Below are 15,049 nucleotides of genomic sequence, written 5' to 3'. Positions count from 1 at the left end.
GTCCGGGTCGGGGGAGGAGGGCAATCAGGGCTGCGGCCGGTCGACCGACCCGCGCCACGCCCCGGTCTCCTGACCGCGACGCTCGATGAACTGCTTGAACCGCTCCAGGTCACCCTTGGCCCGCCGGTCGACCACGCCCAGCTTGTCGCCGGCCTGCTCGACCACGCCGTGCGGCTCGAAGTCCATCTGCAGGGTCACCCGGGTGTTGCCCTCGTCGAGCCGGTGGAACGTCACCACACCGGCCTGCTGGGTGCCGCCCGTCGACTTCCAGGCCACCCGCTCGTCGGGGAGCTGCTCGGTGATCTCGGCGTCGAACTCGCGCTTGACCCCGGCGATCTCCACCGTCCAGTGGGTCATCGTGTCCGACAGCTGCCGGACCTCCTGCACCCCCTCCATGAAGTGGGGGAACTCCTCGAACTGGGTCCACTGGTCGTAGGCGGTCCGTACCGGTACCGACACGTCCACGTGCTCGATGACGCCGCTCATGCGAAATCCTCCTCTGGCCGCTGGTGCTCGTCCGGATCGTGGGCCGATCCGGTCACCAACGCGTCGTCTCGTTCCGGTGCCCGAGTGCGGCCCACACCTCGGAAATCGTCTGGAAACGGGTGCCCTCCGGCAGGCGCTCCAGGGCGGCCACCAGGTCGTCGGGCGCGTCGTTCTCCCGCGCGTTGGCCACCAGCGTCAACCGGTCCCCGGGCAGGGCCGTCATCGTGATGAACCGACCCAGCCGGCTGCGCGCCTCCACGTCCTCCGAGGTCATCCCCTGCGGGGTGCCGGTGCGCAGGTCGCCCGCCGGTGCCGTGGTCGCGCCCGGCTGGTCCTCGCCGGCCGGCTCCGCCTCGCGGAACTCCTCGACCCGGGAGCCACCCGCGCCGGACCCCTGGACGAGGCCGCTGACCTCCTGGCTCATCTGGTCGTCGACCCTCGGTGCGTGCTTGCTGCTGCCACGTTCCATGTCTGTTGTGCTACCCGCGCCCGCCCCGGGGAAACACCGACCCGGACGCCGAACCCGACGGGTCACGAACCGGCGGTGGCCTTCGGCGGCAGCACCGGCTCACCCGGGTCGTCCTCGCCCGCCTGCAACCGGCGTCCGCGCTGCAACTCCGCGTTGATCTGCACCCCGAACATCAGCGCCGAGTTCGACAGGTACAACCACACCAGGAAGGCGATGACCGCGCCCAGGCTGCCGTAGGTGACGTCGTACGAGCCGAAGTTGGCCACGTACAGGCCGAAGCCGAAGGAGACGACGATCCAGGACAGCAACGCCACCGCCCCACCCGGGGTGAGCCACCGGAACCGGGGCTGCCGGACGTTGGGGGCGATCCAGAACATCAGCGACAACAGCGTCATCATCACCATGGCCAGCACCGGCCACTTCGCGACGCTCCACGTCGTGCGGGCCAGTCCGCCCGCGCCCACCAGGTCACCCACCGCGTCGGTGACCGGGCCGCTGACGATCAGACCCAGCGCCACCACGGCGAGCAGCAGCAGGGACAGCGCGGCCATCCCGATCTGCAACGGGCGCAGCCGGTAGAACGGCCGGCCCTCCTCGACGCCGTAGATCGCGTTGGAGGCCCGGGTGAACGCGCCGATGAAGCCGGACGCCGACCACAACGCGCCCGCCAATCCGAAGCTGAGCAGCACCTTCGTCCCGCTCTGCTGGTCGACCACCGTGCGGACCACCGAGACGAAACCCTCGTTGCCGACCACCGAACCGGCCCCGATGTCACGGGCCAGGTCCAGCACGGTGTCCACCGTCCGCTCGCCGTCGGAGACCAGCCCCACCAGGGCCACCACCACGACCGTGGAGGGGAACAGGGCGAGCACCCCGTAGTAGGTCAACGCCGCCGCCCAGTCGGCGCAGTTGTCCTTCACGAAACCCCGCCCGCTGCGGACCAGCACCCCCCGCCAGGTGGACCAGCTCAACTGGCGCATCCGCCGGGGAATCCGTAGCTGCGGTCCGTCATCGGCGACCGTGGTCGGCTCCGTCGTCGCTGCCATGCTCGGCTCCTCGTCGCCCGACGACCCGGCGGACCCGGCGTCCGGCGCGCGTCTGGGCGGGGCGGTACCCGACGGCGGAAATCGACAAACCCGACGTCGGTGTTTGCCGGTGCCGGCCCAGGGAACCGTCCGGTCAGCCAGACGAAGTCGACGCGGAGGAGGACGGGATGCCCGGGCGCGAGGTACTGCCCAGCACGCTGCGGCGCTCCCCGGAGAAGGCGCAGCGCACCTGGGAGAAGACGCACGACTCGGCGGTGGAGACCTACGGCGAGGGGGAGCGGGCGCACCGCGCCGCCTTCGCCGCCGTCAAGCACAGCTTCGAGAAGGTCGGCGACCACTGGGAGCCCAAGGGCCGCAAGGGGCCCAGCGACCGGCAGGCCGAGGGCGGTGGCCCCGCCCGCCGGGCCCCCACCGCCGGTGGGGTGGACGCCAACGCCACCAAGGACCACCTGATGCAGGTGGCGAAGAAACTGGACGTGCCCGGCCGCAGCCGGATGACCAAGCCGGAACTGGTCAAGGCCATCGAGAAGGCCAACAACCGGGCCACCCGCAAGGCCCGCGGCGACTGACCGGGGGTACGCGCGCAACGCGGGGCCGCCCCGGTCCGGGGCGGCCCCGGCTCACCAGTGCCCGCCGGCCGGCGGTTGCAGGTGCACCGCCTTGACCGTGCTGAACTCGTCCAGCAGCTCCGGACCGTACCCGAAGCCCTGGCCGCTGCCCCGGCGCGGCTGCGCGGCACCACCCGGCGCGCCCCCGAACACCGCGTTGACCTTCACGGTGCCCACCGGCAGCTCCCGAAAGGCCCGCTGGGCGTGGCTCATCGACCCGGTCAGCACCGTCGCCGCCAGCCCGTACGGCGAGTCGGCGGCACACCGCAGCGCCTCGCTGAACGAGTCCACCGTCACCACCGCCGCCACCGGCCCGAACGTCTCCTCCCGGACCAGGGACATCTCCTGCCGGCAGTCGGTGACCACCGTCGCCGGATAGAACGCCCCCGGCCCGTCCGGCAGCACCCCACCGGCGCGCAGCGTCGCCCCCTGCGCCACCGCCGCCGTGACCTGCCCGTGCACCTGGTCGCGGTGCCGCCGGTCGACCAGCGGGCCCAGCTCGGTCGCCGGGTCGCGGCCCGGCCCGACGACCAGCGCCCCGGCCCGCTCCACCAGCGCGTCGACGAAGTCCTCCGCGACGTCGCGGTGCGCGTAGATCCGCTCCACCGCCACGCAGAGCTGCCCGGCGTTGGCGAACGCCCCCAGGGCCGCCTGCTCGGCCGCCCAGCGCGGGTCCACCCCGGCATCGACCACCAACGGATCGCTGCCGCCGTTCTCCAGCAGCGCCTTGGCCCCGGTGCGGGCGCAGGCCGCCGCGATCGCCCGGCCGGTCGCGGTGGCCCCGACGTGCGCCACCACCTCCACCGGCTGCGCGGCCAGCGCCGCACCCACCTCCGCACCCCCGGTCAGCAGGGACAGCACGCCCGCCGGGAACACCCCGTCGAACAGCCGGGCCAGCAGCCACCCGGTGACCGGGGTCCGCTCGCTCGGCTTGTAGAGCACCACGTTGCCGGTGACCAGGGCCGCGCCGAGCAGCCCGCAGGAGACCGCCACCGGGTCGTTCCACGGGGTGATCGCGGCGACCACGCCCCGCGCCTGCGGCAGCATGAAGTCGATCGCGTCACCGTCGCCGTGCAGGGTCCGGCCGCCGCGCAGCGGACCCAGCTCGGCGTACTGGCGCAGGGTGCCGACACCGGCCGCCACCCCGCCCCGGGCGTCACCCAACGGCTTGCCCATCTCCGCCGTCGTCGCGGCGGCCAGCTCCTGCGCCGCCGCCGCCACCGCGTCCGCCGCCTCGTGCAGCAGCGCCGCCCGCCCGGCCGCCGGCATCGCCGCCCACCCGGCGGCCGCCTCCCGGGCCGCCCCCACCGCCTTGGCCACCTCGTCGGCCGTCGCCACCGGCACGGTGCCGACCGGCCGGCCGTTCGCCGGATCGACGACGGTCAGCTCACCGCCCGCCCCGCCCGCGCCCCACACCCCACCGATGAGTTGCTCCACCCGGTACATGCGGCGGGATGCCCCGCTCCCGTCGAAGCAAACACGTTTCGCCCGGTTGCCCGCCGGGTAGCCGGATCTGATGATCTCGCCGGGCACGGACACCGCGGACGCCGTCGTCATCGGCGCCGGACACAACGGCCTGGTGGCCGCCAACCTGCTCGCCGACGCCGGCTGGGACGTCCTGGTGCTGGAGGCGACCGGCGCGCCGGGCGGGGCGGTCCGCTCCGCCGAGGTCACCGCCCCCGGCTACCTCAGCGACCTGTACAGCTCCTTCTACCCCCTCGGGTACGCCTCCCCGGTGCTGGCCGGCCTCGACCTGCCCCGCCACGGGCTGACCTGGACGCACGCCCCCGACGTGCTGGCCCACCTGCTGCCCGACGGGCGCGCCGCGGTGATCAACCGCGACCTGGACACCACCGCCGCCTCGCTGGAGACGTTCGCCCCCGGCGACGGGGACCGCTGGCGGCACGCGTACGCCGACTGGGCGCAGGTGGCCGGGCCGATGCTCGACGCCATCACCACCCCCTTCCCCCCGGTACGCGGCGGGCTGGGCCTGCTGCGCCAACTGCGGGTCGGCGGGGCGCTACGGCTGGCCCGCCGGCTGGTCCTGCCGGTGCGCAAACTCGGCAGCGAACTGTTCACCGGCGAGGGCGGCCCCGCGCTGCTGGCCGGCTGCGCCCTGCACACCGACCTGTCCCCCGAGGAGGCCGGCTCCGGCGTCTACGGTTGGCTGCTGGCCATGCTCGGCCAGCAGGTCGGCTGGCCGGTGCCGGTCGGCGGCGCGCAACGGATCACCGACGCGCTGGTGGCCCGGCTCACCGAGCGGGGCGGCCGGATCAGCTACCGGGCGGAGGTCGACCGGGTGCTGACCGCCCGGGGCCGGGCGGTCGGGGTCCGCACCGTCGACGGGCGGCTGTGGCGGGCCCGCCGGGCGGTGCTCGCCGACGTCCCCGCCCCCGCCCTCTACCTGGACCTGGTCGGGGCCGCCCAGCTACCGCCCCGGCTGGTCGAGGACCTGGCCCACTTCCGCTGGGACGGCTCCACCCTCAAGGTCGACTGGGCGCTGTCCGCCCCGCTGCCGTGGACCAACCCGGCGGTGGCCGGCGCCGGCACCGTGCACCTGGGCGCCGACCTCGACGGGCTCACCAGCTACTCCGCCGAGCTGGCCCGGGGTGAGATCCCGACGACCCCGTTCCTGCTGGCCGGGCAGATGACCACCGCCGACCCGACGCACTCGCCGGCCGGCACCGAGTCGCTGTGGGCGTACACCCACCTGCCGTTCCGGCGGGACTGGCGGGCCGAGGACATCGCCCGCCAGGTGGACCGGATGGAGGACGTGCTGGAGGCCGCCGCCCCCGGGTTCCGCAGCCTGGTCGTCGGCCGGCACGTCGCCGGGCCGGCCGAGCTGGAACAGGGCGACCCGAGCCTGGTCGGCGGGGCGTTGGGCGGTGGCACCGCCGCGGCGTACCAGCAGCTGTTCCTACGCCCGATCCCCGGCCTGGGCCGGGCCGACACCCCGGTCGACCGGCTCTACCTGGCCAGCGCGTCGGCACACCCCGGCGGCGGGGTGCACGGCGCGCCCGGCGCGAACGCCGCCCGGGCGGCGCTGGCCCGCGACCGCGCCGTCACCGGTGGCCTGTACGCCGGCGTCATCGACGCCGCGCACCGGACGCTCTACCGCTGAACCGTCCACCCACGACCCCGCTGCGGGGTCAGGAGTCCAGGTTGCGGTGCCGGGTACGCAGCTTGAACGGCATCAGCGCGCTCTCCACCTTGGTCGCGGTGGTCATCTTGGACAGGCCGTCGCGCCGCTCCTCGAACCGGATCGGCACCTCCAGGATGGTGTGTCCCAGCTTGGTGGCCAGGTAGTGCATCTCGACCTGGAAGCTGTAACCGTTCGACTGCACCCGGTGCAGGCCGATGTCGCGCAGTGCGTCCGCCCGCCAGATCTTGAAGCCGGCGGTCAGGTCGCGGATGCGTACCCGCAGCAGGGTGTGCACGTAGAGGTTGGCCCAGCCGCTGAGCGCCCGCCGGTAGAGCGGCCACGCCTCGTCGAGCTGCCCGCCCGGCACGTAGCGGGAACCGATCACCACCCCCGCCTGGGTGGACAGCAGCGCGCCCAGCATCCCGGGCAGCGCCTCCGGCGGATGCGACAGGTCGGCGTCCATCTGCGCCACGTACTCCGCGCCGCCGTCGAGGGCCCGACCGATGCCGTCCACGTACGCCCGGCCCAGGCCCTCCTTGCCGGCCCGGTGCACGACCTGCACCCGGTCCGGGTTCTCGATGGCCAGCTTGTCGGCCACCTCACCGGTCCCGTCGGGCGAGTTGTCGTCGGCGACGAGCACCTTCAGGCCCGGCAGCGGAAGGGCCAGCAGCCGTTCGACCAGCACCGGGAGGTTGCCCGCCTCGTTGTAGGTGGGGACCACGACGGTCAGGCGTGCGTCCCGCCACGGTGACGGCAGCTCCACGGGTTCGATCATCTCGGACATCCTCAGTCGGGGTCGGCATTCCCCCACAGGGTAGCCAAAAGCCCGAGGGGACCCCGCCGAGGCTCCCCGCGACCGCCCGGTCACCGTTCGGCGCGCTCGTCGGCCTTCTGCCGGGTGGCGATGTCGGAGAGCCGGCGCAGCGTCTCCTTGTTGCGCTGGTGCAGCACCAGGTCGTTGAGCTTGTTGCGGACCCAGCGCAACGGGCCGGCGGCGAAGTCCTCGCCGATGCGGACCCGGGTCGCGCCGTCCCCTTCCGGGGTCAGCGTGAACACCACGACCGCCTCCCCGGCCGGCCACAGGCCGGCCCGCAGCACCAGCCGGTGCGGCGGCTCGCAGACCAGCACCGTCGAGGCATCCTCCAGGGAGAACGGCCACGGGCCGGCCCGGTGGTGCAGTCGGGTGCCGACCCGGGGCCACTGCGCGTCGACGTCACGCACGTGCACCGTGCCGACCACCCAGTCGCTGTACGTCCAACCGTCGGCCAGCACGTCGAAGACCTGCTGCGGGGGTGCATCGATCACTTTCTCCACGACTGCCACCGCTGACCAGTACCCGGGCCCGCCCGGCCTAACCCGTCGCGTTAGCTTCTCCGGGCCGACGGGTAACGCTGCACCGACGCGGGCGAACAGACGGCGCGGGCCGGGGAGCGGGCCGGGCGGCGTACCGCCCGGTAGGGCCAGGTTTACTCCCCGGGGCCTCGGGAACCCGCCGCCCGTGCGACGGGACGCGGAGCCGTATCAGCGCAGGTCAGGCCGGGTTGACCCGGTCGCTGGCCGGGACGGCCGCGCACTGTACGACGCGGTGCTGCTCGACCGCGACGGCACCCTGATCGAGGACGTGCCGTACAACGGCGACCCCGACAAGGTACGGCCGGTGCCCGGCGCGCGGGCGGCGCTGGACCGGCTGCGCGCCGCCGGGCTGCGGCTCGGCGTGGTCACCAACCAGTCGGGGCTGGCCCGGGGGCTGTTCACCGCCGCCCAACTGCGGGCGGTCAACGCCCGGGTCGAGGAACTGCTCGGCCCCTTCGACACCTGGCAGTGCTGCCCGCACGACGAGCGGGCCGGTTGCGCCTGCCGCAAACCCGCGCCCGGCATGGTGCACGCCGCCGCTCGGGCGCTCGGCACCACCCCGCAGCGCTGCGTGCTGGTGGGGGACATCGCCGCCGACCTGGGGGCCGCCGCCGCGGCCGGTGCCGCCGGGGTGCTCGTGCCCACCCCGACCACCCGGGCCGTCGAGGTGGCCGCCGCCGGGCAGGTCGCCGCCGACCTGCCCGCCGCCGTGGAGCTGATCCTGACCCGGTCCGCCCTGGTCGCCGGGTCACCGCCGCGCCGGGCCGGCACCGTGCTGGTGGTCCGCAGCGACTCCGCCGGTGACGTCCTGGTCACCGGCCCGGCCGTGCGGGCCGTCGCCGCGTACGCCGAGCGGGTCGTGCTGCTCTGCGGCCCCCGGGGCCGCGCCGCCGCAGCCCTGCTGCCCGGTGTCGACGAGATCGTCGAGTGGCCGCTGCCCTGGATCGACGGCGCACCCGACCCGGTCGACCCGGCGGACATCGACCGGCTCACCGACCGGCTGCGCGCGGTCCGCGCCGACGAGGCGGTCGTGTTCACCTCGTTCCACCAGTCACCGCTGCCGCTGGCGCTGCTGCTGCGGCTGGCCGGCGTGCCGAGGGTCAGCGCGATCAGTGACGACTACCCGGGCTCGCTGCTCGACGTGCGGCACCGGGTCCCCGCCGGGCTGCCCGAGCCGGAGCGGGCGCTGTCGCTGGCCGCCGCCGCCGGGTTCGCGCTGCCGGCCGGCGACGATCCGCGGCTGCGGGTCCGCGCCGACCGGGTGCCGCCCCCGCCGGGCGGGCTCGGCGGCCCCGGGTACCTGGTGCTGCACCCCGGTTCGGCGGTGCCGAGCCGGGCCGTCCCACCCGAGCTGGCGGCCCGGATCGTGCGGACGCTCACCGCCGCCGGTCACCGGGTGGCGGTCACCGGCGGGCCCGACGAGACGGCGCTGACCGCCCGGGTGGCCGGCGACACCGGCCTCGACCTGGGCGGCCGGACGGGTCTGGCCGACTTGGCCGGGGTGCTCGCCGACGCCGGTGCGCTGGTGGTCGGGAACACCGGGCCGGCGCACCTGGCCGCCGCGCTGGGCGTGCCGGTGGTCAGCCTGTTCGCCCCCACCGTCCCCTACGGACAGTGGGGGCCCTACCGGGTGCCGACGGTCCGGTTGGGCGACGCCGCCGCGCCCTGCCGGGACACCCGGGCCACGGTCTGCCCGGTGCCCGGCCACCCCTGCCTGTCGGCCGTCGAACCGGGCCGGGTCCTCGACGCGGTACGCCTGCTCGGCGTCCCCGCCGACGCGCTGGCCGATGCGCCGCCGGTGACCGCAGGGCGGGGGAGTGACCGATGAACATCCTGCTCTGGCACGTGCACGGCTCCTGGACCACGTCCTTCGTGCACGGCAAGCACCGCTACCTGGTGCCGGTCACCCCCGACCGGGGCCCGTACGGGCTGGGCCGGGCGCGTACCTACCCGTGGCCGGACAGCGCCGTCGAGGTGACCCCGCAGCAGTTGCGGCACGCCGACGTCGACGTGGTGCTGCTGCAACGCCCCGAGGAGCACGACCTGGCCGGCGAGTGGCTCGGCCGGCCGGTGGGTCGGGCGGTGCCGGCGGTCTACGTCGAGCACAACACCCCGAAGGGCGACGTGCCGAACACCCGGCACCCGATGGCCGACCGGGACGACCTGCTGCTCACCCACGTCACCCACTTCAACGAGCTGTTCTGGGACAACGGGACCACCCGTACCGCCGTCGTCGAACACGGCGTGGTGCCGCCGTCGGTGACCTGGACCGGTGAGCTGGACCGGCTCGCCGTGGTGATCAACGAGCCGGTACGCCGGGGCCGGATCACCGGCACCGACCTGCTCGCCCGGTTCGCCGAGATCGCCCCGCTGGACGTCTTCGGCATGAAGGTGGCCGGGCTCGCCGACCACCTGGGCCTGCCGGCCGACCGGCTGACCAGCCACGACGACGTCCCGCAGCACCGGATGCACGCCGAGCTGGGTCGGCGGCGGGCCTACCTGCACCTGTGCCGGTGGACCTCGCTCGGGTTGAGCCTGATCGAGGCGATGACGATCGGCATGCCGGTGGTCGCGCTGGCCACCACCGAGGCCGTGCAGGCGGTGCCCCCCGGGGCGGGGGCGCTGTCCACCCGGGTCGACACCCTGCTGGCCGCCGCCGCCCGGTTCGTCGCCGACCCCGCCGAAGCCCGCCGGGCGGGCGCGCAGGCGCGTACCGCCGCACTGGGCCGCTACGGCCTGGACCGTTTCCTCGCCGACTGGGACCGCCTGCTGGAGGAGGAAGTATGCGCATCGCGATGATCTCCGAGCACGCCAGCCCGCTCGCCGTGCTGGGCGGTGAGGACGCCGGTGGGCAGAACACGCATGTCGCGGAACTCTCCGCCGCGCTGGTGGCGGCCGGCCACGACGTCCGGGTCTACACCCGGCGCGACGCCGTCGACCTGCCGGTCGCCGTGCGCGCCCCGGACGGGTACGAGGTGGTGCACGTGCCCGCCGGGCCGGCCGAGCCGGTCGCCAAGGACGCCCTGCTGCCGCACATGAAGGAGTTCAGCCACTGGCTCACCGGCCGCTGGCGGGGCGGGGACTGGGTGCCCGAGGTGGTGCACGCGCACTTCTGGATGAGCGGGCTGGCCGCGTTGGCCGCCGGCCGGCAGACCGGGGTGCCGGTGGTGCAGACGTACCACGCGTTGGGCACGGTCAAGCGACGTCACCAGGGGGTGCAGGACACCAGCCCGGCCCGGCGGATCGGCTACGAACGGGAACTGGGGTGCGCCGTCGACCGGGTCGTCGCCCAGTGCCGCGACGAGGTGGGGGAGCTGGTCCGGCTCGGCGTCCCCCGGTCCCGGATGACCGTCGTGCCGTCCGGGGTGAACCTGGACACCTTCGCCCCGCTCGGCCCGGCCGTGGACCGCGACGCCGACCGGCCCCGGGTGCTCACCGTCGGCCGGCTGGTGGAACGCAAGGGCTTCCAGACGGTGATCCGGGCGATGGCACTGGTGCCCGACGCCGAGTGCGTGGTCGTCGGCGGGCCGCCCGCCGGGCTGCTGGAGACCGACCCGTACGCCAGGCGGCTGCGGGCGCTCGCCGGCAGCTGCGGGGTGGCCGACCGGGTCCGGCTGGTCGGGGCGGTGCCCCGGGAGGAGATGGGCCGCTGGTACCGGTCGGCCGACGTGCTGGTCGCCGCCCCCTGGTACGAGCCGTTCGGGCTGACCCCGCTGGAGGCGATGGCCTGCGGGGTGCCCGTCGTCGGCACGGCGGTCGGCGGCATCCGGGACACCGTGGTCGACGGGGTGACCGGTGACCTGGTGCCGGCCCGCGACCCGCAGGCGCTGGGCGACGCGCTGGCCGGCCTGCTCGGCGATCCGGCCCGCCGCTACGGCTACGCCACCGCCGCGTTGCAGCGGGCCCGCCGCAGCTACTCGTGGGCCACCGCCGCCGACCGGTTGACCGAGGTGTACGCCGAGGTCGCCGCCGTACGCAAGCCGAGCCGGGTGGTCGCCTGATGACGACCTCGACCCGGGCGGCGCGGGCCGGCCTGCTCGACGCGCACCTGACCCTGCTGGCCGAGGCGCTGCTGCCGTACCGTGCGGCGGAGCCGTTGCTGGCCCGCTGGGGCACCGAGCTGGCCGGCATCCTGGTCGGCGGCGGGCGGTTGCTGGTCGCCGGCAACGGGGGCAGCGCCGCCGAGGCCCAGCACCTCACCGCCGAACTGGTCGGCCGGCTGCGCGACGAGCGCCGGCCGCTGTCGGCGATCGCCCTGCACGCCGAGACCTCCGCGTTGACCGCGATCGGCAACGACTACGGCTACGAGGAGGTCTTCGCCCGGCAGGTACGGGCCCACGGCCGTCCCGGTGACGTCCTGCTGCTGATGTCCACCAGCGGGTCCAGCGGCAATTTGCTCGCCGCCGTGGCGGCGGCCCGGGAGGTCGGGCTGCGCTGCTGGGCGTTCACCGGCCCGACACCGAACCCGCTCGCCGACGCCTGCCACGAGGCGCTGGGCGTCGCCTCGCCGGACAGCCAGGTGGTGCAGGAACTGCACCTGGTCTCCACCCACGTGCTCTGCGAGTACGTCGACCGGGCGTTGCCCACGGCGTTGACCGCGCTGGCCGGCCAGGCGGCGGCCACCGCCGCCGCATCGGCGGCCCGGCCCGTGGACGCGGCGGCGGACGACCCGGTCGAGGCATCGCCGGTGGCCGACGGCGGCCCGGTCCGGGCCGGGGTGGAGGTGGTCGTCGACCCGGCGGCCGACGGGCGACGTGGGGACCCGGCGTGAGGGGCCCGCTGGTGGTGGTCGGGGACACCCTGCTCGACCGGGACGTCGAGGGGGTGGTGAACCGGCTGTGCCCCGACTCGCCGGTGCCGGTGCTGGACGAGACGGCCGCCGCCGACCGGCCCGGCGGGGCCGGCCTGGCCGCCGTGTTCGCCGCCGCCGCGGGTGCCGAGGTGGCGCTGGTGACCGCGCTCGCCGACGACGCCGGGGCGGCCCGGCTCAGCTCCCTGCTCACCGCCGCCGGGGTGCAGGTGTACGGCCTGCCGCTGGCCGGGGCCACCCCGGAGAAGGTCCGGCTGCGGGCCCGGGGCCGGGTGCTGCTGCGCCACGACCGGGGCGGCGTGGCGGGTGAACCCGGTCCACCCGGCGAGGCGGTGCTGCGGCTGCTCGCCGGGGCGTCCGCCGTGCTGGTCAGCGACTACGGCCGGGGGGTGGCCCGGCAGCCGGCGCTGCGGGCGGCGCTGGCCGCGACCCGCGCCCCGGTGGTCTGGGACCCGCACCCCCGGGGTCCGGTCGCGGTGCCGGGGGTGCGGCTGGTCACCCCGAACGAGCCGGAGGCCCGGGAACTGGCCAAGGTGCCGCCGGGCGGGTCCCGGCTGGCGGTCGCCGCCCGCGCCGGCCAGGGGCTGCGGGAACGCTGGCGGGCCGGCGCGGTGGTGGTCACCCTCGGTGGTGACGGCGCGCTGCTCTGCTCCGCCGGGGCGACGCCGCTGATGGTCTCCGCGCCGGTCAGCGCCGAGGGGGACACCTGCGGGGCGGGGGACCGGTTCGCCTCGGCCGCCGCGGTGGCGCTCGCCGGGGGCGCGCTGGTCTCCGAGGCGGTCCAGGCGGCCGTCGGGGCGGCGTCGGCGTACGTGGCGGACGGCGGGGTGGCCGCCGCGCTGCCCGTACCGGTGCGGGACTGCCCGCCGGTGCTGGTCGGCGGCGGGGAACGGATCGGGGCCGCCGCGGCGGGCGCGGTGGTGGCCGAGGTCCGCGCGGCCGGCGGCACCGTGGTCGCCACCGGGGGCTGCTTCGACCTGCTGCACGCCGGGCACGTGGCGACGTTGCAGGCCGCCCGGCAGCTCGGCGACTGCCTGGTGGTCTGCCTGAACTCCGACACCAGCGTCACCGGCCTCAAGGGACCCGACCGGCCGGTGATCCCGCAGGGCGACCGGGCCCGGCTGCTCGCGGCGTTGAGCTGCGTCGACGCGGTGGTGGTCTTCGACGAGCCCACCCCGCACGCGACGTTGGGCTGGCTGCGGCCCGACATCTGGGTCAAGGGCGGGGACTACGCCACCGGCGTCGGTGACGGGCCGGGCCTGCCGGAGGGCGAGCTGTTGCGCCGGTGGGGCGGGGACAGCGTGGTGGTGCCGTACCTGGACGGGCGCTCCACCACCGACATGATCGCGGCGGCCCGGGGTGAGCGCCGGCGCACCGGCCCGGCCGGTGGCGCGCGGCCGGAACCCGCCGGGTCCCGGCCGGCGCATCCGACGACGGAGGGAGCACGATGAGCAGCAGTCCACCCGGTGCCGGTCCGGCCGTCCTGGTCACCGGCGGGTCGAGCGGCCTCGGCGCGGCGGTGGTCACCGCCGTCGCGCAAGCCGGCGGACGACCGCTGGTGCTGGACCGGCAGCCCCCCGACGACGGGGTGCCGTGGATCGAGTGCGACCTGGCCGACACCCGAGCCGCCGAGGAGGCCACCCGGGACCTGGCCGAGCGGGTCGGCGGGCTGGACGCGGTGGTGACCGCCGCCGGCATGGACGTGCCCGGCAAACTGGCCGACGTCCCCCGCGACACCTGGGAACGGATCGTCGTGGTGGACCTGCTCGCCACGGTGGCGGTGGTCCGGGCCGCGCTGCCCTACCTGGAGGCGTCCCGGGGCAACGTCGTCACGGTCGCCTCCACCCTGGGCGTCAAGGCGGTCGGGGACGCCACCGCGTACTGCGCGGCGAAGTTCGGGGTGGTCGGGTTCACCCGGTCGCTCGCCGCCGAGCTGGCCGGCAGCGTCGGGGTGACCCTGCTCATCCCCGGCGGGATGCGGACCGCGTTCTTCGACGACCGTGACCCGCAGTACCGTCCGGGCCCGGACGCGAAGCTCAACGACCCGGCCGACACCGCCGCCGCGATCATGTTCGCGCTCTCCCAGCCGCCCGGCAGCGCCGTGCGGGAGCTGGTGGTCTGCGCCGAGCAGGAGACCTCGTACCCGTGATCCTGGTGCTGCGGGCGCTCGGCGTCGGTGACCTGGCCACGGCGGTGCCCGCGCTGCGTGCCCTGCGGGCCGGGCACCCGGACGAGGAACTGGTGCTGGCCGCGCCGGCCTGGCTGGGTCCGCTGGTCGAGCTGGTCGGCGGGGTCGACCGGCTGCTGCCCACCGACGACCTCGGCCCGCCGCCCTGGCCCGTCCCGTCGTCGGCCGGCCGGTGGCCCGGCCCGTCCCCGGATGGCGTGCCGCCGTGGTCCGGGCCGCCGCCGGAGGTGGCGGTCAACCTGCACGGACGCGGGCCGGGGTCGCACCGGATGCTGGCCGGCGCGGGCCGGCTGGTGGCCTTCCGGTGCCCGCCGGCCGGGCACCGCGACGGACCCGACTGGGACGACGACGAGCACGAGGTGGACCGCTGGTGCCGGCTGCTCGACTGGTACGGCATCCCGGCCGACCGCACCGACCTGGCGTTGCACCGCCCGCCGCCCGGCCGGCTGCCGGCCGGGGTGACCGTGGTGCACCCGGGCAGCAAGGTGGAGGCGAAGCGGTGGCCGGCGGACCGGTTCGCCGCGCTGGCCCGGCGGCTGGCCGACCGGGGGCACCGGGTGGTGGTGACCGGCTCGGCCGGCGAACGGGACCTGGCCGACCGGGTGGCGGCCGACGCCGGCCTGCCCCGCTCGGCGGTGCTGGCCGGCCGGACCGACCTGGGTGAGCTGGCCGCCCTGGTGGCCGCCGCCCGGCTGGTGGTCAGCGGGGACACCGGGGTCGGTCACCTGGCCACCGCCTACCGGGTCCCGTCGGTGCTGCTGTTCGGCCCGGTGCCGCCGGCCCGCTGGGGCCCGCCGGCCGACCGGCCGTGGCACCGGGTGCTCTGGGCCGCGGGCGAGGATTGTGCCGCCGGGCCGGGGGTAGGTACGGCGGCGAGATGGGCGGCGCTCCCGGTCGACCGGGTGCTGGCCGCCGTGGACGAGGCCGAGGAAACGGTACGGGTCTGA

15 protein-coding genes are annotated in these 15,049 nt (G+C 75.9%); 9 read left to right on the top strand and 6 right to left on the bottom strand.

What is annotated here, in order from left to right:
- Positions 1-24: 24 nt before the first annotated feature.
- From JQX11_RS26695 to JQX11_RS26685, 3 genes are all read right to left on the bottom strand, one after another.
- Complete coding sequence (locus JQX11_RS26695) at positions 25-486, bottom strand: SRPBCC family protein (RefSeq protein ID WP_204927687.1); 462 nt, start codon at positions 484-486, stop codon at positions 25-27.
- A gap of 52 nt (positions 487-538) precedes the next feature.
- Positions 539-955, bottom strand: a complete 417-nt coding sequence (locus JQX11_RS26690; protein ID WP_088644065.1) for a DUF2795 domain-containing protein — start codon at positions 953-955, stop codon at positions 539-541.
- A 62-nt stretch (positions 956-1,017) separates the two neighbouring features.
- On the bottom strand, positions 1,018-2,001 hold the full coding sequence (locus tag JQX11_RS26685; protein ID WP_204927686.1) for a YihY/virulence factor BrkB family protein: 984 nt from the start codon (positions 1,999-2,001) through the stop codon (positions 1,018-1,020).
- A 167-nt stretch (positions 2,002-2,168) separates the two neighbouring features.
- Between JQX11_RS26685 and JQX11_RS26680 the strand changes: the two genes are divergently transcribed.
- On the top strand, positions 2,169-2,570 hold the full coding sequence (locus JQX11_RS26680; RefSeq protein WP_145918831.1) for a ChaB family protein: 402 nt from the start codon (positions 2,169-2,171) through the stop codon (positions 2,568-2,570).
- 51 nt (positions 2,571-2,621) lie between these two features.
- Here the strand turns inward: JQX11_RS26680 and JQX11_RS26675 are convergent, their stop codons facing one another.
- The gene (locus tag JQX11_RS26675) at positions 2,622-4,055 is read right to left on the bottom strand and encodes an aldehyde dehydrogenase family protein (protein WP_204927685.1); all 1,434 of its coding nucleotides are present in this window, start codon (positions 4,053-4,055) and stop codon (positions 2,622-2,624) included.
- 70 nt (positions 4,056-4,125) lie between these two features.
- Between JQX11_RS26675 and JQX11_RS26670 the strand changes: the two genes are divergently transcribed.
- Entirely contained in the window at positions 4,126-5,730 is a 1,605-nt protein-coding gene (locus JQX11_RS26670) for a phytoene desaturase family protein (RefSeq protein ID WP_204927684.1), read from the top strand.
- A 28-nt stretch (positions 5,731-5,758) separates the two neighbouring features.
- Here JQX11_RS26670 and JQX11_RS26665 read toward each other — a convergent pair whose 3' ends face one another.
- Together JQX11_RS26665 and JQX11_RS26660 are read right to left on the bottom strand one after the other, a co-directional pair.
- Positions 5,759-6,526 (bottom strand): polyprenol monophosphomannose synthase, encoded by a 768-nt coding sequence (locus JQX11_RS26665; protein WP_204927683.1) that lies wholly within the window; start codon positions 6,524-6,526, stop codon positions 5,759-5,761.
- Positions 6,527-6,615: 89 nt separating this feature from the next.
- Positions 6,616-7,065 (bottom strand): SRPBCC family protein, encoded by a 450-nt coding sequence (locus tag JQX11_RS26660; protein WP_307826362.1) that lies wholly within the window; start codon positions 7,063-7,065, stop codon positions 6,616-6,618.
- 184 nt (positions 7,066-7,249) lie between these two features.
- On the opposite strand from JQX11_RS26660, the gene JQX11_RS26655 reads away from it, so the two are divergent.
- Genes JQX11_RS26655 through JQX11_RS26625 form a run of 7 tightly spaced genes read left to right on the top strand, consistent with a single transcriptional unit; the run spans position 7,250 to position 15,049 of the window.
- A complete protein-coding gene (locus JQX11_RS26655) occupies positions 7,250-8,932 on the top strand; it encodes an HAD-IIIA family hydrolase (RefSeq protein ID WP_204927681.1) in 1,683 nt (560 codons plus the stop codon).
- Complete coding sequence (locus JQX11_RS26650; protein ID WP_204927680.1) at positions 8,929-9,903, top strand: glycosyltransferase; 975 nt, start codon at positions 8,929-8,931, stop codon at positions 9,901-9,903. Before JQX11_RS26655 ends, JQX11_RS26650 begins: the two co-directional genes overlap by 4 nt.
- The gene (locus tag JQX11_RS26645; RefSeq protein ID WP_204927679.1) at positions 9,888-11,105 is read left to right on the top strand and encodes a glycosyltransferase; all 1,218 of its coding nucleotides are present in this window, start codon (positions 9,888-9,890) and stop codon (positions 11,103-11,105) included. The genes JQX11_RS26650 and JQX11_RS26645 overlap by 16 nt, the downstream gene beginning before the upstream one ends.
- On the top strand, positions 11,105-11,875 hold the full coding sequence (locus tag JQX11_RS26640) for a D-sedoheptulose-7-phosphate isomerase (protein WP_204927678.1): 771 nt from the start codon (positions 11,105-11,107) through the stop codon (positions 11,873-11,875). The genes JQX11_RS26645 and JQX11_RS26640 overlap by 1 nt, the downstream gene beginning before the upstream one ends.
- Positions 11,872-13,365 (top strand): PfkB family carbohydrate kinase, encoded by a 1,494-nt coding sequence (locus JQX11_RS26635; protein WP_204927677.1) that lies wholly within the window; start codon positions 11,872-11,874, stop codon positions 13,363-13,365. Before JQX11_RS26640 ends, JQX11_RS26635 begins: the two co-directional genes overlap by 4 nt.
- Positions 13,362-14,063: an SDR family oxidoreductase gene (locus tag JQX11_RS26630; RefSeq protein WP_204927676.1), complete on the top strand. Its 702-nt coding sequence runs from the start codon at positions 13,362-13,364 to the stop codon at positions 14,061-14,063. Before JQX11_RS26635 ends, JQX11_RS26630 begins: the two co-directional genes overlap by 4 nt.
- A complete protein-coding gene (locus tag JQX11_RS26625; RefSeq protein WP_204927675.1) occupies positions 14,060-15,049 on the top strand; it encodes a glycosyltransferase family 9 protein in 990 nt (329 codons plus the stop codon). Before JQX11_RS26630 ends, JQX11_RS26625 begins: the two co-directional genes overlap by 4 nt.

Source organism: Micromonospora humida, assembly GCF_016901255.1.
Taxonomy (GTDB): Bacteria; Actinomycetota; Actinomycetes; order Mycobacteriales; family Micromonosporaceae; genus Micromonospora; species Micromonospora wenchangensis.
This window is presented reverse-complemented; position numbering and strand designations above follow the sequence as displayed.